Source organism: Nocardia sp. NPDC050718, from assembly GCF_040654235.1.
Lineage (GTDB): Bacteria > Actinomycetota > Actinomycetes > Mycobacteriales > Mycobacteriaceae > Nocardia.
Genome location: NZ_JBFAHQ010000005.1, coordinates 306,527 through 327,908, shown reverse-complemented (window position 1 = coordinate 327,908; position 21,382 = coordinate 306,527). Strand labels below are relative to the sequence as shown.

The 21,382-nt window shown below is 70.7% G+C and carries 20 protein-coding genes; 12 read left to right on the top strand and 8 right to left on the bottom strand.

All coding sequences use genetic code 11. The annotated features are described in order from the left end of the window. Nucleotides 1-40: 40 nt before the first annotated feature. From ligD to AB0H54_RS24200, 5 genes are all read right to left on the bottom strand, one after another. Nucleotides 41-1,000, bottom strand: coding sequence for a non-homologous end-joining DNA ligase (ligD, locus tag AB0H54_RS24220; protein WP_357348063.1), 960 nt, complete (start codon nt 998-1,000; stop codon nt 41-43). A gap of 63 nt (nt 1,001-1,063) precedes the next feature. Beyond that, the gene (locus AB0H54_RS24215) at nt 1,064-3,232 is read right to left on the bottom strand and encodes an MMPL family transporter (protein ID WP_357348061.1); all 2,169 of its coding nucleotides are present in this window, start codon (nt 3,230-3,232) and stop codon (nt 1,064-1,066) included. 217 nt (nt 3,233-3,449) lie between these two features. Continuing rightward, a complete protein-coding gene (locus AB0H54_RS24210) occupies nt 3,450-3,839 on the bottom strand; it encodes a hypothetical protein (RefSeq protein ID WP_357348059.1) in 390 nt (129 codons plus the stop codon). A gap of 64 nt (nt 3,840-3,903) precedes the next feature. Continuing rightward, nucleotides 3,904-5,004, bottom strand: a complete 1,101-nt coding sequence (locus AB0H54_RS24205; RefSeq protein ID WP_357348057.1) for a methyltransferase — start codon at nt 5,002-5,004, stop codon at nt 3,904-3,906. A 141-nt stretch (nt 5,005-5,145) separates the two neighbouring features. Continuing rightward, the gene (locus AB0H54_RS24200) at nt 5,146-7,269 is read right to left on the bottom strand and encodes a RecQ family ATP-dependent DNA helicase (protein WP_357348055.1); all 2,124 of its coding nucleotides are present in this window, start codon (nt 7,267-7,269) and stop codon (nt 5,146-5,148) included. Between the two features lie 275 nt (nt 7,270-7,544). On the opposite strand from AB0H54_RS24200, the gene AB0H54_RS24195 reads away from it, so the two are divergent. Continuing rightward, complete coding sequence (locus AB0H54_RS24195) at nt 7,545-8,027, top strand: hypothetical protein (RefSeq protein ID WP_357348053.1); 483 nt, start codon at nt 7,545-7,547, stop codon at nt 8,025-8,027. A gap of 1 nt (nt 8,028) precedes the next feature. Here AB0H54_RS24195 and AB0H54_RS24190 read toward each other — a convergent pair whose 3' ends face one another. Beyond that, on the bottom strand, nt 8,029-9,240 hold the full coding sequence (locus tag AB0H54_RS24190) for an RtcB family protein (protein WP_357348051.1): 1,212 nt from the start codon (nt 9,238-9,240) through the stop codon (nt 8,029-8,031). A 105-nt stretch (nt 9,241-9,345) separates the two neighbouring features. Beyond that, nucleotides 9,346-10,221: a ribokinase gene (locus AB0H54_RS24185; RefSeq protein WP_357348049.1), complete on the bottom strand. Its 876-nt coding sequence runs from the start codon at nt 10,219-10,221 to the stop codon at nt 9,346-9,348. 184 nt (nt 10,222-10,405) lie between these two features. On the opposite strand from AB0H54_RS24185, the gene AB0H54_RS24180 reads away from it, so the two are divergent. The 11 genes from AB0H54_RS24180 to lexA all read left to right on the top strand — a co-directional run bounded on the left by AB0H54_RS24180 (nt 10,406) and on the right by lexA (nt 20,234). Then, nucleotides 10,406-11,671, top strand: coding sequence for a glutamate-5-semialdehyde dehydrogenase (locus AB0H54_RS24180; protein WP_357348047.1), 1,266 nt, complete (start codon nt 10,406-10,408; stop codon nt 11,669-11,671). Continuing rightward, the gene (locus tag AB0H54_RS24175) at nt 11,668-12,546 is read left to right on the top strand and encodes a MoxR family ATPase (protein ID WP_357348046.1); all 879 of its coding nucleotides are present in this window, start codon (nt 11,668-11,670) and stop codon (nt 12,544-12,546) included. Before AB0H54_RS24180 ends, AB0H54_RS24175 begins: the two co-directional genes overlap by 4 nt. Before the next feature lies 1 nt (nt 12,547). Further along, complete coding sequence (locus tag AB0H54_RS24170; protein WP_357348044.1) at nt 12,548-13,939, top strand: VWA domain-containing protein; 1,392 nt, start codon at nt 12,548-12,550, stop codon at nt 13,937-13,939. Nucleotides 13,940-13,950: 11 nt separating this feature from the next. After that, nucleotides 13,951-14,292 carry an MmcQ/YjbR family DNA-binding protein gene (locus AB0H54_RS24165; RefSeq protein WP_357348042.1) on the top strand — a complete coding sequence of 114 codons (342 nt, stop codon included), beginning with the start codon at nt 13,951-13,953 and terminating at the stop codon, nt 14,290-14,292. A 152-nt stretch (nt 14,293-14,444) separates the two neighbouring features. Continuing rightward, nucleotides 14,445-15,431 carry a hypothetical protein gene (locus tag AB0H54_RS24160; RefSeq protein ID WP_357348040.1) on the top strand — a complete coding sequence of 329 codons (987 nt, stop codon included), beginning with the start codon at nt 14,445-14,447 and terminating at the stop codon, nt 15,429-15,431. A gap of 11 nt (nt 15,432-15,442) precedes the next feature. Then, nucleotides 15,443-16,084 carry a nicotinate-nucleotide adenylyltransferase gene (gene nadD, locus AB0H54_RS24155; RefSeq protein ID WP_355278584.1) on the top strand — a complete coding sequence of 214 codons (642 nt, stop codon included), beginning with the start codon at nt 15,443-15,445 and terminating at the stop codon, nt 16,082-16,084. 28 nt (nt 16,085-16,112) lie between these two features. After that, nucleotides 16,113-16,526: a ribosome silencing factor gene (gene rsfS, locus AB0H54_RS24150; protein WP_316573883.1), complete on the top strand. Its 414-nt coding sequence runs from the start codon at nt 16,113-16,115 to the stop codon at nt 16,524-16,526. Further along, nucleotides 16,523-17,182, top strand: a complete 660-nt coding sequence (locus AB0H54_RS24145) for a histidine phosphatase family protein (protein WP_218721444.1) — start codon at nt 16,523-16,525, stop codon at nt 17,180-17,182. The genes rsfS and AB0H54_RS24145 overlap by 4 nt, the downstream gene beginning before the upstream one ends. After that, nucleotides 17,172-18,656, top strand: coding sequence for a diglucosylglycerate octanoyltransferase (octT, locus tag AB0H54_RS24140; protein ID WP_357348037.1), 1,485 nt, complete (start codon nt 17,172-17,174; stop codon nt 18,654-18,656). Before AB0H54_RS24145 ends, octT begins: the two co-directional genes overlap by 11 nt. A gap of 3 nt (nt 18,657-18,659) precedes the next feature. Further along, entirely contained in the window at nt 18,660-19,502 is an 843-nt protein-coding gene (locus tag AB0H54_RS24135) for a DegV family protein (protein ID WP_357348035.1), read from the top strand. A gap of 81 nt (nt 19,503-19,583) precedes the next feature. Beyond that, nucleotides 19,584-20,234: a transcriptional repressor LexA gene (gene lexA, locus AB0H54_RS24130; protein ID WP_355278589.1), complete on the top strand. Its 651-nt coding sequence runs from the start codon at nt 19,584-19,586 to the stop codon at nt 20,232-20,234. A gap of 11 nt (nt 20,235-20,245) precedes the next feature. Here the strand turns inward: lexA and AB0H54_RS24125 are convergent, their stop codons facing one another. Beyond that, on the bottom strand, nt 20,246-21,244 hold the full coding sequence (locus tag AB0H54_RS24125) for a DUF2332 domain-containing protein (RefSeq protein WP_357348033.1): 999 nt from the start codon (nt 21,242-21,244) through the stop codon (nt 20,246-20,248). Nucleotides 21,245-21,382 lie beyond the last annotated feature (138 nt).

The window sequence follows — 21,382 nt, the reverse complement described above, 5'->3', positions numbered from 1 at the left end:
TGCCGCCCCACCCCGGCTGCGCGGGGTCAGCCGGGCGGGTTCACGGTTCGTCGAGGTCGACGGGTTCGTCGACGCCGTGCCGGTCGGCCAGGTCGAGCAGCGGCGTGATGTCGAAGACCGCGTCGTCCATGTCGGCCTGGAGATCGCCGAGTTCGGCGTAGCGGGCCGGGACGGTTTCGATGGTGAAGTCGCGCGGGTGGATGTCGTCGATCTCGGTCCAGCGCACCGGCGTCGACACCGTCGCCGCGGGCACCCCGCGCACCGAGTAGGCGGCGGCGATGGTGTGATCGCGGGCGTTCTGGTTGTAGTCGACGAACAGCCGGTCCGGATCGCGGTCCTTGCGCCACCACGCGGTCGTCACGTCGGCGGGCGCGCGCCGCTCCACTTCCTGAGCGAAGGCCAGCGCGGCCCGCCGGACCTCCTTGAAGCCGTGTTCGGGCGCGATCCGCACGTAGACGTGCAGTCCCGAGCCACCGGAGGTCTTGGGCCAGCCGACCGCGCCCAGCTCGTCGAGCACCTCGTGCACCACCCCGGCGACCCGCCGCACCCGCGACCACGGGCAGTCCGGCATGGGATCGAGGTCGATGCGCCACTCGTCGGGTGACTCGGTATCGCTCGCCCGCGAATTCCAGGGATGGAACTCCACGGTCGACATCTGCACCGCCCAGATCACGTCGGCGAGTTCGTGCACGCAGAGTTCGTCGGCGTGCCTGCCGTAGCGCGGGAAGTACACCCGCACCGTCGAGATCCAGTCCGGCGCGCCACCGGGCAACCGCTTCTGATGCACCTTCCCGCCGGGCAGGCCCTTGGGGAACCGGTGCAGCATGCAGGGCCGGTCGCGCAGCGCGTTGACGATGCCGTCGCCCACGCTCAGGTAGTACCGCACCAGGTCGAGCTTGGTCGCGCCGAGCTCGGGGAAGTACACCCGGTCCGGATTGCTGACCCGCACCGTGTGCTCACCCACCGGTAGCTCCACCGCCGGTGTCGCAGACTTGGCCACACGGGCAACGATAGACGAGCAGGCCCGCTCCCGAGGGGGAGCGGACCTGCGGTGCCTTCCGTGTCAGCGGCGCTGTCGCGCCGGTGGCGTGTAGTAGCTCTCGGCGTAGGAGTACTCGGCCCAGCGGGGTGAGCGCTCCTCGTCGCTGTCGCCACCGTGGCCAGGCCACCAGGCCCGCTTGCCCAGCAGCGCGGTGACCGCAGGGGTGAAGAACAGCGCCATCACGAAGGCCGCGATCGCGATGCCCACCGAGATCGCGAAGCCCATCTGCGACAGCGAGCTGTTGCCCGCCAGCATCATCGAGGCGAAGGTGCCCGCCAGGATGAGTCCGGCCGCGGCCACCGTCGGCCCGGTGTGGCGCACCGCCAGCGCCGCCGCCTCGCGGGGCGTGTGCCCCTCCCGCGATTCCTCCCGCAACCGGGCGACCATCAGGATGTTGTAGTCGGTGCCGAGGGCGACGACGAACAGGTACATGATCACCGGCAACGTGAAGATCAGCCCGTGCTCGCCCTGGATCTGCTGGAACACCAGCACCGTCGCGCCCAGCGTCGCGGCGAAGCCGAGAAACACCGATGCCATCAGGTACCACGGCGCGACGAGGCTGCGCAGCAGCAACGCCAGCACCAGCATGATCAGGATCGCGGCCACCGGGAACACGATCCGGTAGTCGTGGTTCATCGCGTCTTCGAAGTCGACGAACACCGCCGTCATGCCGCCGACCGCCGCCGTGGCGCCCGCCGGTGCCGCCTGGTGGGCGACCTCGCGCAGCGGCCCGGCCACCGTGTCGAGGGCGGCGTCGGATTCCGGCGCGTTCGCCAGCGTCACCTGGAAGTTCGCGATCGTCCCGTCCGCCGACAGCTGCGGCGCCCCGACCTGCCCGACACCGTCGACGCCGGTCAGCGCCGTGCGGTAGGTCGCGAGCTGATCCTCGGCCAGCGGCGTGGCCGACTGGAGCAGGACATCCGAGGGCTGGGTGGCACCCGCGGGCATGCCCTTGAGCAGTTCGGTGGTGAACGCCACCGACTCCGAGGCATCGGTCGTCGACCCCGAGTTCAGATCGAAGGTCGGATTGAACCCGAAGGCGAACACGCCCAGCGCCACCAGCACACCGCCGGAGGCGACGGCGAACACGCCGGGCCGCCTGCCCATGGCCGCGCCGATCGCGCCGAACCGGGCGCCCTTGGGCTCGACCTGCCAGGCCTTCGACGGCCAGAACACCTTGGTACCCAGCAGCGAGACGATGGCGGGCACCAGCGTGAGCCCGGCCAGCAGCGCCACCGCGACTGCGATCGCCAGTGCCGGGCCCAGCGCACGGAACATCCCGAGGCTCGACAGGGTCAGCGCCATGAACGCGATGATCACCGCGGCCGCGGCCGACGTGATGGCCTCGCCGACCCGGGCGACGGCATTGACCATCGCGGTCTTGGGATCGTCGCCCGCCCGCAGCCGCTCCCGGTACCGGAACATCAGGAACAGGATGTAGTCGGTGCCGACCCCGAACAGCACCACCAGCAGGATCGAGTTCACCGAGGTGTCGATCTCGAGGTCGAAGGCCTTGGCCGCCATGGCGATCAGGCCACCGACGGTGCTCGAGATGGCGCCGATGGTGATCACCGGCAGCAGCGCGATGACCGGGCTGCGGAAGATGATCAGCAGCAACACCAGGATCAGCACGATCGTGGCGATGCCGATGATCGCCATGCCCTTCTCACCCTGCTCGGTCTGGTCCAGCGTCTGCGCCGCCGTGCCGGTGATGCCGGCTTTCAGCCCGGTGTCGCGCACCTGATCCTTCAGCTGCTCGCGCAGACTCTGCACCGCCTCGCCCTGGGTCTTGTCCGAGGCGTCGGTGAGCTTGGCCATCTGCACCGCGATGACCTGGACCAGGCGATTCTCCGAGGGCGGGGTCACCTGGATGCCGGTGACACCCTTGATGTTCTGCGCCGTGAGCGCGCCCGCCACGGCGGTGACGGTGGCCGAGTCGGTCTCGGTCAGCGGGCCGCCGTCGGCACGGACCGCGACGATCAGCGCGGCGGGCGCCGCATTCTGCGGGAAGGCCTGCTCCTGCAGCTTCATCGCCTGGATGGACTCGTAATGCGAAGGCAGGAAGGCGGATTGATCGGTCGTCGCGGTGAGCGCGGGCGCCGTGGACAGCACGGCGACGATCGCGATCACCCACAGCCCGATCACTTTCCACGGATGGTGGACGACGACGCGCCCCAGTCTGGCGAACATGGTGAGAGGTCCTTTTCGATATCGGAATGCGCATATGGGCATGGGTATTCGAGCGGCGAGCCCCCGTTCCGGCTCGTCGTCACTGGTCGGTATGCGGTTGTGCGGGGACTGTGCGTCCCGTCCGACTCACTATAAGTAGATGTATACGTATAGAGCAAGAGTCAAAAAAAGTCCGCACGGATCGACTCCGTGCGGACCGCGGATCGGCGGCGCGGAACTACAGCTCGTACACGCCGAACGCCCGGTTCTGGATGCACATCGGCATCACGTGGACCCGGTCGGTCCATTCGAATTTGGCTGCCGCCTCGACGGTTCCGCGCTCGTCGACGCACACGCTCGCGGTGCCCGGCATGGTCAGCGGGTTCAGCACGGCCAGCGGAATACCGGCGTGGATGCCGCTGTAGAGGCCACCGCTGAAGCACAGCGGGGTGATCGCGATGCCGCGCTGCGCGCTCTCGCGGTCGGCCGCGGCCTGCGCGCCCGGCACGCCCGCGCAGTCGAGGGGGTTCTCGTTCGACGCCTGGGCGGGAACGGTCAAGAGGGTGAATCCGGCCGCACAGCCCGCGGCGACGGCCATCAGGGATCGAGCAAATGAGGTCCTGGTCATAGCCGCATTGAAACACTGGTGGCGGGTCGCACACACAATCGGCGGCGGCGTGTCGACCCGCCAGTCAGCGCGGAACGGCCTCGAGCACGCAGTCCGGCGCGGCCGTCTCGACCGTCCGCACCAGCGTGAAGCCACTGCGCGCCAGCAGCGCGCGGAACTCGGCCTCGGTGCGTTCGTGGCCGCCCTCGGTGTTCACCAGCATCTCCAGATCGATGAATTTCCCCGGATGCGGGCGCTGATGATCGGGCAGCACCAGTTCGAGCAGCAGCAACGTCGAGGTGGGGCGCATCGCGGCCCGCACGGTGCGCAGGATCTGCTCGGCGTGCGTGTCGGACCAGTCGTGCACGATGTGTTTGAGCAGGTAGACGTCACCGCCCTGGGGGACCTCCTCGAAGAACGAGCCGCTCTCGACTGTGCACCGCTGTCCCAGACCCGCCGCCTCCAGGTCGGCGGTCAGATCGTCGACCACGTTCGGCAGGTCGAACACGATGCCTTGGGCCGCCGGATACCGGCCGAGGATCTCGGTGAGCAGGCTGCCGCGCCCGCCGCCCACATCGATGAGCGTGCCGAAGCGGCCGAAATCGTAGGCGGCGAGCAGCGGCTCGATCGCCAGCGTGCTCACGCTGGTCATCGCGTTGTCGAACAACTCGCCGACCTCGCGGTTCACCGCCGCGTACTCGAAGAAACTCGCCCCGTCCAGGGCCTGGCCGACGGCTTCGCCGGTGCGCACCGCGTCGGTCAGATGGGTCCAGTGGTTGCGATGGTACGGCGAGCCGAAGAACCGCGACAGATCGCGCAGCGTCACCTCGGCGTCGCTGCGCAGCGCGTCGCCGATCCGGGTGAGCTCGTAGGAGCCGTCGCGCCGCTGGGCGAACACGCCGTAGCTCACCAGCAGGCGCATCAGCCTGCGCAGCCCGCCCTCGTCGATCCCGAGCGCCCCCGCCAGCTTCGCCGGCGTCCGCGGGCCCTCGGCGAGCTCGTCGGCGATGCCGAGTTCGGCGGCGGCACTGATGGCTTGGGACAGGAATCCGGCGATCTGGAGCTCCAGCAGCGCGATATGGCCGGGAACCAGCTTCCGGTGCAGGGTGCCGAGTGCGTCGCGCACCCGTTCGATCGCGCGGAGCACGGGCAGTGGAGGGAGCTTCTTCGGTGCTGTGGACGTCATCGTCGACTCCATCGTCGGCCGGTTGACCTGCACGTACGGACCGAGCTTACGGGAATCGCGGCCTGTCGGGGAGGGTTCGCGGGCGGCAAGCCGTGCGGCTGCTCGGCGGCGAGGTGGCCGGTGCGGCGTCGCGGGATCCGATCAGGTCGGCGTCGCCAAGGCGAACGGCAGGACCGCGTCCGCGCCGCTGGTGCGCAGGGCGTGGGCGGCGACGGTCATCGTCCAGCCGGTGTCGGTGAGCGTGTCGACCAGCAGGATCGGGCCGTCGACGCCGCTCAGATCCGGTACCTCCCACGAGTCGAACAGCCCGGCGACCCGGTGCGCGGAGTTCGCCGCCGACACCGGCGGCCGGTCCGGCCTGGTGTGCAGGGTGCCCAGGTTGTCGAGCCGCCCGACCTGCGCCAGCCGCGCGGCCAGACTCGCGGTGAGCTGCGGATAGCGCGGTGATTCCAGCGCCAGCACCGAGGTCGGGCGGGCGGCCCAGGTCCAGTCCCGCAGCACGGCGACGCACGCGTCGAACACCGCGTCGGGCACCGGCGCGTCGGGGCCGTCGAGCAGCGCGCGCAGCCGCTGACCCCAGCCGAGATCGGTGAGCCTGCCCAGCACCCGGCCGGTGTCGGCCGCGCCGGTGATCTTGCCCGACAACGGGATTCCGAGTTTCGCCATGCCGGTCGGCCACTGCTTGCGCGGTGCCAGATCGAGGCCGGGCCGGTCCAGCCTGGCCCGGGTGGCGGCGACGGCGGCCGCGTCGACGGTGGTGTCGGGACGGGCGCCGGTGCAGTTGTCGCAGCGTCCGCAATCGGGGGTCGCGGCATCGAGGGCGCCCAGGCCGGGATCGTCGAGCTGACGGCGCAGGAAGGTCATCCGGCAGGCGGTGGTCGCCTGGTAGTCGATCATCGCCTGCTGCTCGGTGTCGCGGGCGGCGGCCAGGCGTTCGTAGCGCTCGGTGTCGTAGGTCCACGGCTCACCGGTCGACAGCCAGCCGCCGCGCACCCGGCGCACCGCGCCGTCCACGTCGAGCACCTTCAGCACCATCTCCAGCCGCGACCGGTTCAGCTCGACCAGCGGTTCCAGCGCCACCGTCGACATCGGCCGATCCGTGTCCAGCGCCGCCAGCACCGCGCGCACGATGTGCTCGCGCGGGAACGCCACCGAGGCGAAGTAACTCCAGATCCGCGCGTCCTCCGCGCCGGGCAGCAACACCACCTCGGCCCGATCGGTGCCGCGCCCCGCGCGCCCGACCTGCTGGTAGTAGGCGATGGGGGACGACGGCGCCCCCACGTGCACCACGAAGCCGAGATCCGGCTTGTCGAAGCCCATGCCCAGCGCCGAGGTCGCGATCAGCGCCTTCACCTCGTTGTTCAGCAGCGCGCCCTCGAGCACCTCGCGTTCGGCCGGATCGGTCTGGCCGGTGTAGGCGGCGACCGTGTGCCCGTGCGAGGTCAGCACGTCGGCCAGATCGTGCGCGGCGGCCACCGTGAGGCAGTAGATGATGCCCGACCCGGGCAGCCGGTCCAGCTGAGCACCCAGCCACGCCGTCCGCTGGACCGCGTCGTCGAAGCGCACCACCGACAGATGCAGCGACTCGCGATCGAGCGTGCCGCGCAACACCAGCGTGTCGGTGCCGATCTGCCCGGCCACATCGGTGACCACCCGATCGTTGGCCGTCGCCGTGGTCGCCAGCACTGGCACATCCGACCCGAGATCGGCGATCAGCGTCCGGATGCGGCGGTAGTCGGGCCGGAAATCGTGCCCCCAGTCCGAGACACAGTGCGCCTCGTCGATCACGACCAGCCCCGCGTCGGCGGCCAGCCGGGGCAGCACCTGATCGCGAAAGTCCGGATTGTTCAACCGTTCCGGGCTCACCAGCAGCACGTCGACCGCGCCGGCGGCCACCCGCTCGTGGATCTCGTCCCACTCGGTGACATTGCCCGAGTTGATCGTGTCGGCCACCACCCCGGCCCGTTCGGCGGCGGCCACCTGATTGCGCATCAACGCCAGCAGCGGCGACACGATCACCGTCGGCCCCCGCCCCGCCCGCCGCAGCAGCTTCGCCGCGATGAAGTAGACCGCAGACTTGCCCCAGCCGGTCCGCTGCACCACCAGGGCCCGGCGCCGCTGCACCACCAGCGCCTCGATCGCGACCCACTGGTCCTCGCGCAACCGCGCCTGCGGCCCGGCGAGCTCGCGCAACAACTCCTCGGCGCGTTCGCGCAGGTCGGGAGCCGTCAGATCGGGCACGTCGTGGCCGGTCGCTGAGGTCATGCCGACCATGCTGCCCGACCCCACCGACAGAGACGACCCCCGGTACAGCGGTTCCGCCTCTCCGGGATTTTTGGCCGGAGTCAGGTGCGGGGGGCTCCAGCCGGGCGGCCGGCGGAGAGAGGGGGCCAGGTGAGCCCGTACCCGGTGAGTTACCCATGTCCGTGCGAGATCTGTAGGTGGGATCGTCGGGCGGGGACGGGTGCCGCGTTCTCTCAGCGAAATGTGGGCTGGGGGAGGACAATAGGGGTGGTTACCGGACTTGCCGGAGGGGCTCCATGGCGAACCGATTCGACCCGCCTGCTGGGTGGACGCCGCCCGGGGCGCAGTTCCGGACGAATTCGGGGGCGTCGCGGACGGTGGTCGGTGCGTTTCTCGCGCTGATCGTCACGCCGCTCGGGATGGCGCTGGCGGCGCACGGCGCGCTGGACACCAGCCGGTGGGTGATACTCGGCGACGCCGCCGACCGCCTCGGCTCGACCCTGCAGATCATCGTGGGCGCGGTGCTGTTGTTGCTGGTCAGCGCGCTGGCCGGGTTCACGCCGATCGCGACCATCCTGGCCGGGCTGGTGTGGGGTGTGCTGCCGGGGCTGGTCTACTTCGTCTCGCCGGAGAGCACCTGGCGGATGGTGGGGGATCTGCCGCTGATGACCGACGAGCTGCACATCGCGCTCAACGCGTGGATCACCAGCGGCTTCACCTTCGTCCTCGGGCTGCTGCTCGTCGGCGCGGGAGTGGCGGGCACCCTGCGCCGACGATGACTCAGCCCTTCACGCAGAGGACCTGACGCAGCGTCGCCACCACGTCGACCAGGTCGGCCTGCGCCGCGATCACCTCGTCGATGTCCTTGTACGCGGCCGGGATCTCGTCGACCACGCCCGCGTCCTTCCGCGATTCCACGCCCTCGGTCTGCGCGACCAGATCGGCGACGGTGTACTGCTTCTTGGCCGCGGTCCGGCTCAACCGCCGTCCCGCGCCGTGCGAGGCCGACTGGAACGAGGCCGGATTCCCCTTGCCCCGCACCACATACGACCGCGTCCCCATCGACCCGGGAATCAGCGCGAGATCGCCGGCCCCCGCCCGCACCGCGCCCTTGCGGGTCACCAGCATCGGCATCCCGTCGATGATCTCCTCCGCCACATAGTTGTGGTGGCACGAGATCGGCTCGTCGAAACGCACGTCCCGCTCGCCGAACTCGTCCCGCACCGCCCGGCACACCAGCGACAGCATCACCGCCCGATTGCGCGCCGCGTACTCCTGAGCCCAGGTCAGATCCCGCCGATACGCCGCCATCTCGGGCGTCCCCCCGAGAAAGACCGCCAGATCCCGATCGGGCAGCGACTGATTGTGCGGCAACGCCCGCGCCACCGCCATATGCCGCTCGGCCAGCTCCTTCCCGATATTGCGCGACCCGGAATGCAACAGAATCCACACCGCGTCGTCCTGGTCGAGGCAGACTTCGATGAAGTGGTTGCCGCCACCGAGCGAGCCGATCTGCTTGTGCGCCTTGGACTCCAGCGACGACACCCCCGGGTGCAGCTCGCCGAACCCACGCCAGAACCGGTCCCAGCCCTTCGTCCGCGCCGACTGGCCGTGCGAACCGGCATGCAGCGCGGTGACATTCACCGCCTCCTTGTGCGCGTTGAACCCGACCGGTACCGCCCGCTCGATCCGCGACCGCAGGGAACGGAGGTCATCGGGCAGGTCCGCGGCGGTCAGCCCGGTCTTGACGCTCTCCATCCCGCACCCGATATCGACCCCGACCGCGGCCGGCGCGACCGCGTCGCGCATCGCGATGACCGACCCCACCGTCGCGCCTTTACCCAGGTGCACATCCGGCATCACGCGCAGTCCATACACCCACTCCAGCTCGGCGATATTGCGGAGCTGGCGCAGCGCGGACTGCTCGATCTCGTGCTCGTCTGCCCACATGAGCGTCTGCGCCCTGGTACCGCGCAGCTCGACGGGAAACATGGTTCGGTCCTTTCCTCGGTGTACTACCAACGGTAGGACCGAGGCCACGGCAGCGCATCCGAATATCGGCCGGTGCGAGCCGGACCGATCGGCGGAGCGCGGCGCTCAGTCCGCCCTGAGCGCGTGTTCGATCCGGGTGCGATCCGGGATCGAGGAGCTGGCGCCGAGTCGGGTGGTGGCCAGGGCGCCTGCGGCGTTGGCCCAGGTCAGCGCCGGGTGTGGGCCGGTGGGCCAGGTGGCGACCAGGGCGCCGGTGAAGGCGTCGCCCGCGCCGGTGGTGTCGACGACCTCGACCGTGCGTCCGGGGACGGCGAACTCGGTGCCCTCGGCTGATCGATACCGGGCACCGTCGCCGCCGAGCGTGCGCACGACGTGCGGAATCCGGTCGAGGTCGGACGAATAGTGTTCGGACTCCAGCGCATTCACGATGGCGAGGTCGACATCGGCCCACAGCGCGGCGGGCAGCGGACGCACCGGTGAGGGATTGAGCGCGACGATCGTGTGCGCGGCGCGCGCGTGCCGGGCCGCCGCGGCCACGGTGGCGAGCGGAATCTCCAGCTGGCACAGCAGGATGTCGGCGGCGGCGATCGCCGCGAGCTCGTCGGCGGTCAGCTCGGTCACCCGCCCGTTCGCACCGGCGACGACGATGATGCTGTTCTCCCCTGACTCGTCCACGACGATCGTGGCCACCCCGCTCGACCCGTCGACGGTCCGCAGCAGGGAGATGTCGACACCGGCGCCGGACAGCGTCGCGCGCAGCGTGGTCCCGAACGCGTCGTCGCCGGTCGCGCCGAGGAAGCGCACCCGCGCGCCCGACCGTGCCGCCGCGACGGCCTGGTTCGCGCCCTTGCCGCCCGGCACGGTCGCGAACCCGGACCCGAGCACCGTCTCGCCCGGTGCGGGCCGCCGCGCCGTGGTGGTGACCAGATCCATGTTGACGCTGCCGAGCACGACGACGGTGGGTGCGGCGCTGCGGTCCATGCGGCAAATCTAGCGGTGACCCCACCGCGGGCGCGGGTTCCCGGCCGGATCACCCGGTGACCTGTGGACAAGTCCCGCGGTGCCCCGAAACCTGTGGACAACTCGGTCCCGCCGCCGGTCGGAGCCGTATTCCGGGGTCCGGGCGGCGTCGAGGCGGACCGGCGGCCTGCGTACGCTGATACCCATGACGGTAGAAGTGACCCCCGAGCTCGACATCCGCGCAGCGGTGCACGACGCCGCCCGCAGGGCTCGCGTCGCGTCCCGCGTGCTGGCTCAGCTCACCACGGCGCAGAAGAACGAGGCCCTGCACGCGGCGGCCGATGCCCTGCTCGCCGCCGCCGACCGCGTGCTGGCGGCCAACGCTGCCGACATCACGGCCGCGCAGGCCGCGGGCACCGAGGAGAACCTGCTCGACCGCCTGCGGCTGACCAAGGCCCGCATCGACGGCATCGCCTCCGGCCTGCGTCAGGTGGCCGGGCTGCCCGATCCGGTCGGCGTCGTCGTGCGCGGTTCCACGCTGCCCAACGGCCTCGAGATCCGCCAGACCAGGGTGCCGCTCGGCGTGGTCGGCATGGTCTACGAGGCGCGCCCCAACGTCACCGTCGACGCGTTCGGCCTCGCGCTCAAGTCGGGCAACGCGGCCCTGCTGCGCGGCTCGTCCTCGGCCGCGCACTCCAACGCCGCCCTCGTCGAGGTGCTGCGCGAAGCCCTTGTCGCCCAGGGCGTCCCGGCCGACGCGGTCCAGCTGCTGCCCAGCCACGACCGCTCCAGCGTCACCCACCTGATCCAGGCCCGCGGCCTGGTCGATGTGGTGATCCCGCGCGGCGGCGCCGGCCTGATCAACGCGGTCGTGCGCGACGCGCAGGTGCCGACCATCGAGACCGGTACCGGCAACTGCCACGTCTACGTGCACTCCGCCGCCGACCTGGACATGGCCGAGGCCATCCTGCTCAACGCCAAGACCCGCCGTCCCAGCGTCTGCAACGCGGCCGAGACCGTGCTCATCGACGCCGCGGTCGCCGAGAAGGCACTGCCGCGGCTGAGCAAGGCGCTCGAAGGCGCAGGCGTCACCATCCACGGTGACCTGCCCGGTCAGGTGCCCGCCACCGACGCCGACTGGGGTGAGGAGTACCTCACCCTCGATATCGCGCTGAAGGTCGTCGACGATCTCGACGCTGCCGTCGAGCACATCAACACCTGGGGCACCGGCCACACCGAGGCCATCGTCACCGCCGACCTGGCCGCCGCGCGCGAGTTCACCACCCGCGTCGACGCCGCCGCGGTGATGGTGAACGCGTCCACCGCGTTCACCGACGGCGAGCAGTTCGGATTCGGTGCCGAGATCGGCATCTCCACCCAGAAGCTGCACGCCCGCGGCCCGATGGCACTGCCCGAACTCACCTCCACGAAGTGGATCGTGTGGGGCGACGGCCAGACTCGGCCGGTGTGATCGTGACACTGGTACAGGAACCGATCTTCACCTCGGTCGACGACGTCATCACCCGCCTGGCCGAGACCGGCTACCTGGCCGACAAGGCCACCGCCACCTCGGTCTTCCTGGCCGACCGGCTGGGCAAGCCACTGCTCATCGAAGGTCCGGCCGGTGTCGGCAAGACCGAGCTGTCGCGCGCGGTCGCCCAGGTCGCCGGCGCCGAACTGGTCCGGCTGCAGTGCTACGAGGGTGTCGACGAGGCCCGCGCGCTCTACGAGTGGAATCACGCCAAGCAGATCCTGCGGATCCAGGCGTCGAGCGAGAACGACTGGGCCGAAACCAAGGCCGACGTCTTCACCGAGGAATTCCTGCTCTCGCGCCCGCTGCTCACCGCGATCCGGCGCAGCGAGCCGACGGTGCTGCTGATCGACGAGACCGACAAGGCCGACGTCGAGATCGAGGGCCTGCTGCTGGAGGTGCTCAGCGATTTCGCGGTCACCGTGCCGGAACTGGGCACCATCACCGCCACCCGCAAGCCGTTCGTGGTACTCACCTCGAACGCCACCAGGGAGCTGTCGGAAGCGCTCAAGCGCCGCTGCCTCTACCTGCACCTGGACTTCCCGGACGAAGACCTGGAGCGTCGCATCCTGGCCAGCCGGGTGCCCGAGCTGTCGGAGTCGGTCGCCGAGCAGCTGGTGCGGATCGTGCACGTGCTGCGCGGGATGCAGCTCAAGAAGCTGCCGTCGGTGGCCGAGTCGATCGACTGGGGCCAGACGCTGCTCGCCCTGGGCGCAGGCGACCTCGACGACGCCACCGTGCGCGCGACCCTCGGCGTCGTGCTCAAGCACCGCAGCGACCACCAGCGCGCGCTGGCCGAGCTGAAGCTGGCCTGAGATGACAGCGCCTGCCCCGCACGGCCTCGGCGGGCATGTCGCGGGGTTCGTCGCGGCCCTGCGGGCCCGTGGTGTGCCGGTCGGGCCGTCGGAGACCGTCGACGCGGGCCGGGTGCTCACCGTGCTCGACCTGCTCGATCGCGAGTCCGTGCGGGAGGGGCTGGCGTGCGCGCTGCTGCGCCGCCCCACCCACCGCGCCACCTTCGACGGGCTGTTCGACCTGTGGTTCCCGGTCGCGGTGGGGGAGCGCTCCGCCGAGACGCGCGAGCTGCCGCGCACACCCGACGGCCAGATCGACCTGCCCGCCCTGCGCGAGCAGCTCGCCGAAATGCTCGCGGCCGAGGACGGTGGTCAGCAGTTGCAGCTGCTGGCCGGGCAGGTCGTCGAACAGCTCGGCCAGTACCAGTCCGCGCGCGGGCCGTCGTTCTCCGCCTATCAGGCGATGAAAGACCTCGCGCCGCAGACCCTGCTGTCCCGGGTGCTGGCGGGACTCGCGCTGCCGCCGGACGCGAGCGACCGCGACACCGAGGTGGCCCGGCGCATCGCCAGGGAACGGATCGCCGGATTCCGGGCGAGTGTGGAAGCCGAGACCAACCGTCGCGTGGCCGAACAGATCGGGCGCGACCGCGTCGCCACCTACGGCGTCGCCCGCCAGGCCGAGGACGCCGACTTCCTGCGCGCCTCCGAACGCGAACTCGTCGAACTGCGTCGCGGCAGCCAGCGGCTGGCCCGCATCCTGGCGTCCCGCCTGGCGGTGCGGCGCAAGAAAGCCCGTCGCGGCGAGATCGACCTGCGCAAGACCCTGCGGGCGTCGATGTCGACCGGTGGCGTCCCGATCGATCTGGTGAATCGCAAGCCGCGGCCCGGCCGCCCGGAACTGGTGCTGCTGTGCGACATCTCGGGTTCGGTGGCCGGCTTCAGCAACTTCACCATGCTGCTCGTGAGCGCGTTGCGTGAGCAGTTCTCCCGGGTCAGGATCTTCGCCTTCGTCGACCGCACCGACGAGGTCACCGGCTTCTTCGACCCGTATGTCGGCCTCGACAACGTACTCACCAGGATCTTCACCGAGTCACGGATCATCGACGCCGACGGGCACTCCGACTACGGCCAGGCCCTGACCACCTTCGCCGACAACTTCGGTGACGCCGTCACCAGCCGCAGCTCGCTGCTGGTCCTCGGCGACGGTCGCACCAACTACCGCAATCCGAAGCTGGACATCCTGCGCCAGCTCGTCGACACCGCCCGGCACGCGCACTGGCTGAACCCGGAGCCGCGGAACCTGTGGGGCACCGGCGATTCGGCGGCGCGCGACTACGGCGAGGTGATCGAGATGCACGAATGCCGGTCGGCCCGGCAGCTGACCGACGTGGTCTCCCGGTTGTTGCCCGTCTGAAGGAGCTGGTGATGAGCGAGGATCTGCTGACCTACTGCCTGGCCAAACCCGGTGCCTGGCAGGACGAACCGTGGGAGGGCGACGTCGTCGCCAAGGTCGGCGACAAGATCTTCGCCTTCCTCGGTGACGGCGGCGCGATCGGCCTCAAATGCGGCCGGGACCGCGCCGAGGCCGACGAGCTGGTGCATGTCTACCCCGGCGACGTCACCGCCTCGGCCTACATCGGCCGCTACGGCTGGAACAGCGTCACCGTCGGCGGCGCCGTCCCACCCGACGAACTGCGCGAGCTGATCGACGCCTCCTACGACGCGGTCGTGGCCAAACTGCCGAAGTCCAAGCGCCCCACCGGCTGATCGTTTCAGCGGACGTTAAGCCGCTTACAGGCGTCCTCCACCAAGATCACCGCCATGCTGGCAGGGGCGTCGCGCGACGACGAGCGGTTCGGTCGACGGGCGTCGTCCGACACGGTGGTACGAATGGTGGCACGGCGGGCGCGGTCGACCCGGTGACCGATCCGCTCGCGAACGACGGCGCCGGGGCCGTCCCGTCGCCGTGCGCACCCCACAGCACGGTGCCGTCCGGCGAGATCGTGCGCCCCGAGCACCTGCGTCCCGGCGCGGGCGCGCGGGCCGCGCGGCGGCTGGCCGATGTCGCGGCGACCCGGCTGGCCGACGCGCCCGCCGCCGCGGAGGAACAGTTGCGACGGGCCCTGGTCGTCGGCTGCGGCGAACTCGACGGACGCGAACTCGCCGAGTTGCGCACCCGCCTGGTCACCGCGATCGCCGCCCAACCGCGCCGGGATCGCGACCTGGCCAGGGCGGCGGCCGCCGCCGCGGCGTGCTGGCACCCGATCTCGCCCGCCGACGCGGCCCACCTGTGGGTGGTCGCGGGCCGGGCCTGGGCGCGGGCGGGCAGGCACGCCGAGGCGGTCACCGCCTTCGACCGACCACTGCTCACCGGAGCCGTCACCTATCCGCCCGGTGAGCTCGCGCTGGTCCGCGCCGAGTTCGCCGAGTCGCTGCTGCGGCTCGGCCGCTACCGGCAGGCGGCCTGGCAGTTCACCGAGGCGGCCCGGCTGCTCGCGGGCTCGCCCGCTCAGCGGCGCAGGCACGCGGACCTGGTGTGGTCGGCCGCCGTCGCCCGCGAGTGCTGCGGCCAGGAGTCCGCGGCGCTGGGTGGCTATCTCCGCGCCGCGGGATTGTGGGGCGAGCTGGACAAGATCGTGCCGCGGGCCCGCTGCCTGCGCGCGGCGGCGTGGTTACAACTGCGCGGACCCCAGGGCCGGATCCGCGGTCCGTGGTGGGTCACGATCGACGTCTTGATGGCCGAGCTGAATCAGCGGCTCGCCGCCGAGCCCGCCGCGCACATCGCCGACGAGCTCGACCGCACCCGCGCCCAGTTCGCCCAGATGTGCGCGCAGGCGTCGGGCCCGAACGACCGCCCGGCCGCTCGGGGGCGGTCCGGTCCGGTCGAGTGGTGGCAACCCGGTTAAGCTCGGACCTCATGCACGAGACAGCTCGGCCGCGCCGCAAGCTCGGCGTCATGGGCGGGACGTTCGACCCCGTTCACCACGGTCACCTGGTCGCGGCCAGCGAGGTCGCGAACCGGTTCGAGCTCGACGAGGTCATCTTCGTTCCGACCGGACAGCCGTGGCAGAAGGTGAACAAGCAGGTCAGCCCCGCCGAGGACCGCTACCTGATGACCGTCATCGCCACCGCGTCCAACCCGAGGTTCTCGGTCAGCCGGGCCGATATCGAACGCAACAAGGTCACCTACACGGTCGACACCCTGCGCGAGATGCAGAATGCCCATCCCGACGCGGAGCTGTACTTCATCACCGGTGCGGACGCGTTGGCCAACATCCTGACATGGCAGGATTGGACCGAACTGTTCGAACTGGCGAAGTTCGTCGGGGTGAGCCGTCCGGGGTACGAGCTGAACACCGACCATCTCGAGGAGCATCTGCGGGACCTGCCCGCCGATGCCGTCACGATGATCGAGATCCCCGCGCTGGCCATCTCGTCGAGCGAGTGCCGCCGCCGCGCGGCGGAGGGTCGGCCGGTCTGGTACCTCGTCCCCGACGGCGTGGTGCAGTACATATCGAAGCGGCACCTGTATGTGCCCGCAGGAACGGAAGGTAGCTGACGTTGAGCCACACGAGCGAGGTGCAGTCGTGACTGCCACTGCCGAAGCGGTCGAAATGGCCAAGGTCGCCGCACTCGCGGCCGACGACAAGCTCGCCACCGACGTCGTCGTCCTCGACGTCTCCGAGCAGCTGGTGATCACCGACTGCTTCGTGATCGCCTCGGCGCCCAACGAGCGTCAGGTCAACGCGATCGTCGACAACGTCGAGGAGAAGCTGCGCGAAGCCGGGCACAAGCCGGTCCGCCGCGAGGGCACCCGCGAGGGGCGCTGGGCGCTGCTCGACTACGTCGACATCGTCGTGCACATCCAGCACAACGACGAGCGCAATTTCTATGCGCTGGAGCGGTTGTGGCGTGACTGCCCGACCGTGGCCGTCGAGGGCATCGCCACCCCGGCGACACCCGCCGCCGACGACGCACAGGTAGAGGGCGACACCGAGTGAGCAAGTACGCCCATGTGCGCACGCTGATCCTGCTGCGGCACGGGCAGACCGAGTGGAACGCCGCCGACCGGATGCAGGGCCAGATCGATACCGATCTCACCGACCTCGGCAGGCAGCAGGCCAAAGAGGCGGCGCGGGAACTGGTGTCCCGCAACGCGATCGCGGTCCACGCCTCCGATCTGCGCCGTGCCAAGGAAACCGCGCAGGCGCTCGGCGACATCAGCAATCTGCCGGTCGTCACCGATCAGCGACTGCGGGAGACCCACCTGGGTGACTGGGAGGGGCTGACCCATCTCGAGGTCGACGCCGACTATCCCGGCGCGCGCGTGCAGTGGCGGCTCGACGCCACCTACACACCGCCCGGCGGCGAGAGCAAACTCGAGGTGGGCGCGCGTGCGCTTCCGGTGGTGCGCGAACTGTACAACGAGCGACAGGATTGGCCCGGCCGGACTATCATCCTGGTTGCGCACGGCGGGCTGATCGCTGCCCTCACGGCCGCGTTGCTGGAACTGCCTCCGGAGAACTGGCCCGCCCTCGGTGGGCTGGCCAATACGAGCTGGGTGCAGCTGTCCAGCCACGGGCCCGACATCGACCGACCCGGCTGGCGCCTCGATGTTTGGAACGCAGCGGCGAAGGTAGCTCCCGATGTCCTCTGAAGAGCCCGTCCGATCGGTACCGGACGAACTGTTCCAGCAGGTGACGGCCAAGGCCGGACGGCAATTGCCGGACGCGCTGTTCGGCCCGCCACCCGCTAAGCCCGCACGCCCCGAGCGTGAGGAGCCCATCCGTTCGGTACCGGACGAACTCTTCAAGCAGGTCACCGCGCGCAGTGAGCGCTCGCTACCCGATGCGCTGTTCGGTCCGCCGCCCGCGCCGGTAGCTGCCGAGCCCGAGCAGTCCGAGGCCGCTGCCGGTGAATCGGCGGTGGCCGGCTCGTCGGACGACGCGGACGGCGATGTCGACGGCGAGCCCGCCACAGCGGGCGTCGCTGTCGCCGAAGCCGTCGAGGCGGATTCCGCCGCGCGGCCGGACGCTGAATCGACTGTCGCGCAGCCGGAAACCACCGAGACCGCCGACACCGAGGTAGTCGATGGTGCGACTCCCGTCGTGACTCCCGTCGATGCGGCACCCGCCGAATCGGCGGCCGAACCCGCTGCGGCGCTGGATCTCCAGTCGGCAAGTGCGGCCGATGGTTCCGCTGACGCGGACACCGCGGCGGACGAGGTGCCGGACGTGGTCGCGACGGAGACGGACGAAGCCGTCGCGGTATCCGCCGATTCCGTCACGGTGGCCGCTGCGGTCACCGAGGTGTCGGCTCCGGTCGCGGAGACCGCTGTCGCACAGGGTGAATCGCTCGGTGCGGCGGCCGCGGAGGTCGTCCTCGTCGAGGAGTCCACCGCGCCCCGGCCGGTGGAGTCCGCCTCGCCGCGGCCCGTGCTGCTGGTGATCGCCGACTCGCTCGCCTACTACGGACCCAAGGGCGGCCTGCCCGCCGACGATCCCCGGATCTGGCCGAATATGGTGGCCGCCGAACTGGATTGGGATGTCGAGCTGATCGCCCGGATCGGCTGGACCTGCCGCGACGCCTACTGGGCGCTGATCGGCGACCCCCGGGTGTGGGCCGCCGTGCCGCGGGCGGGTGCCGTCGTGTTCGCCGTGGGCGGCATGGACACGCTGCCCTCGCCGCTGCCGACCGCGCTGCGCGAGCTGATCCGCTACATCCGTCCGCCCAAGCTGCGTCGCGGCGTGCGCGCCTCCTACAACTGGCTGCAGCCGAAGCTGTCGAAACTCGGTCGGCCCGTGGCACTTCCGCCGAAGGTGAGTGTCGACTACCTCGAGCAGTCGCGCGAGGCGCTCAATCATCTGCGTCCCGAACTGCCCGTGGTCGCGGTGCTGCCGTCGGTGCACAAATGCGATGCCTACGGGCGGGTGCACCGGGGCCGGGCGCGCGCGGTCAAGGCACTGCAGGCCTGGTCCGGCCGTACCGCGGTGCCGCTGGTCGACCTCGGCGAGGCCGTGCGCGACGACATCGAGTCGGGCGCGGCGAACCCGGACGGCATCCACTGGGGCTGGGCCGGGCACGCGGCGGTGGCGACGGCGATGACCAAGGCGCTGCAGGAGGTCCGGTAGTCCGTGACCGTTGTGGTGGTCACCGATTCGGCGGCCGGGCTGACGCCCGACGTCGTCGGCGAGCTCGGTATCGAAGTGGTCCCGTTGCATGTGCTCGTCGGCGACCGGGAGATCCGGGAGGGTGTCGACCCCGTCGAGATCGATTACTCGACGGACTCGGTCACCACCTCGGCCGCGTCGCCGGGCGAGCTGCGCGAAGCCTACGAGCGGGCGCTGAGCCGCAGTGACGGCGACGGTGTCGTCGCCGTGCATCTGTCGCGCACGCTGTCGGCGACCTGGGAGTCTGGCAGGCAGGCCGTCCGTGACATGGGCGCCGAAGACAAGGTGCGCCTGGTGGATTCGCTGGGCGCCGGTTTGGCGACCGGCCTGCCCGTGCTCGCGGCCGCCCGCCGCGCGCGGGCGGGCGAGGCGCTGGACGCGGTCTACGAACGCGCGGTGACGGCCGCCGCCCGTGCTCGCACGTTCATCCTGGTCAACCGCACCGAGCAGCTGCGCAAGGGCGGCAGGCTGAGCAGTGCCGCCGCGTTCTTCGGCAGCGAGCTGGTGACGAAGCCGCTGCTGCAGCTGGTCGAGGGCAAGCTGGAACTGCGCGAGAAAGTACGCACGCGGTCGCGTGCCTACGCCAAGCTGGTCGCGGCCGCGGTGGAGGCGGCAGGGCGCGACGGCGCGGCCCTGGCGGTCCAGCACCTGGGCGCCGCCGATGCCGCGGAGAGCATCGCGGCCCAGCTGCGGGAACAGGTGCCGGAGGTCGAGGAGCTGTACGTCGGCGAGTTCGGTCCCACCCTGGGTGTCCATCTCGGTGTCGGCGCGCTGGGTGTGCTGGTCGTGCCCGGTGGGTGTTCCTGACCGGCGCCGATTTCCGGCGCTGAGGGGCACGCCGGGAGCCTGCGCCGACGGTCCGGACCGCTGGGCCTCTACGATGCCCCGGTGACCGGATACGACGACTTCGACTTCCCCGACACCGCGCACCTGCCGCCCCGCAGGCAACACATCCTCGCCGTGATCCGGGATTCGGTGCTCGCGCACGGCTACGCGCCGAGCGCGCGGGAGATCGCCGACGCGGTCGGCCTGCGGTCCACCTCCACGGTCTCCCAGCATCTGAAAGCGTTGGAGGAGGACGGTTTCCTGCGGCGCGGCACCGGGATGGCCCGCCAGATCGATGTGCGCCTGTTCCTGCGCGACACACCCGCCGCCGGTTCCAGTGACTCGGTGACCGTGCCGGTGGTCGGCGACATCGCCGCGGGCACGCCGATCCTGGCCGAGCAGCACGCCGACGACCTGCTGACGCTGCCGCGTGAACTGGTCGGTCGCGGTGAGGTTTTCGGGCTGCGAGTGCGCGGCGACTCGATGATCGACGCCGCCATCTGCGACGGCGATCTGGTCGTGGTGCGCAGCCAGCGCGAGGCGACCAACGGTGACATCGTTGCCGCCATGATCGGCGAGGAGGCCACCGTCAAGGTCTATCGCCGGCGCAACGGTCACGTCCTGCTCGAACCCCGCAACCCCGCCTACTCGGTCATCGATGGCGACGAAGCCGTGATCCTGGGCCGCGTGGTCTCGGTGATGCGCCGCGTCTGAGAGTGTTCCCGCTACGCCGGGCCGAACCAGTCCAGTGACTGACCGTGCGGCCCGGCGTACGCGACCGGCTCGCCGTCGACCGCGAGCACCATCCGAGCCCGTCCCGAATCCCGCACGGGCACACGATCGGTGAACTCGGCGATCACCCCGGTGCCCTCCTGGGACACCCAGTGGCAGGGCAGCGTACGGACCGCGGCGATGAATCCCTCGCGTGCCGCTGACGGCAGATAGGTGAGCACCGCGCTGTGGAACACGACCACGGTGCTGTCGCCGGGTGCCGCGTCGACCAGCTCGGCGACCCGCTCGTTCAGGTCGCCGGTCACCAGTGTCGGTGGGTTCGCGGCGGCGATCGCACACGCGTCGCGCAGCCTGGACAGCCGGTCGTCCTGTCCCGGCCAGACGAGTGCTTCCAGCCACTCCCGGTCGCGAATGTCCGCCGCATCGAGCGGGTTCAGGTCGACTCCGGCGCGATGCACCACCTCGGGTAGCCGCTGCGGAATCGGCACGGCGCCGGTGGTGGTGCACCGCAGCACCACCGAGGACGGACCGTCCGCCGGATCCAGGGCGAGCGCGCCGTAGCGATTGCTGTAGCGGTCCGGGTAGAGACAGAGCCCCGCCGACGCGCCGACCTCGATCAGCGACAACGGTCCTGGCAGGCGGGCGAGGACCGGCAGCAGGGTGGCCGCGCGGCCCGCTTCGTTGGTCTGGGTACGCCGGGTGAGCGCGGTCGCCGCGATCGACGGCCAGTGCGTGATCAGCTGCTCGCGGAAATCGCGATAGGGCACCGCGATCGCGCCGTGGACCCGTGCGGCCGCCAGCACCAGGTTGGGCTGCTGTTTGGCGGTCGGCAGCGCGGCGATCAGCGCCAGCACCGCCGGGTCCTCGGCGATCTCGAGCGCGCGCCGGTGGTACAGCGGGGAATTGCCGTTCACCTCGCGGTGGGCGAAGTCGCGGAATCGTTGTGCGAGGTCTATGGGTCCATCCGTACGTGGTCTCGGCCATGGGCGCACCGTATTCGCTCGGGCAGCGCGGATACCGGTCCCGACGACCGCGTGACCGCGAGTTGTCCACAGGCTCAGGGTTGTCCACAGGTCCGCTCGAGGCCCAGGTCGGCGCCGGGTTCCCGCGGTCGCCGCCTCGTAGCGTCG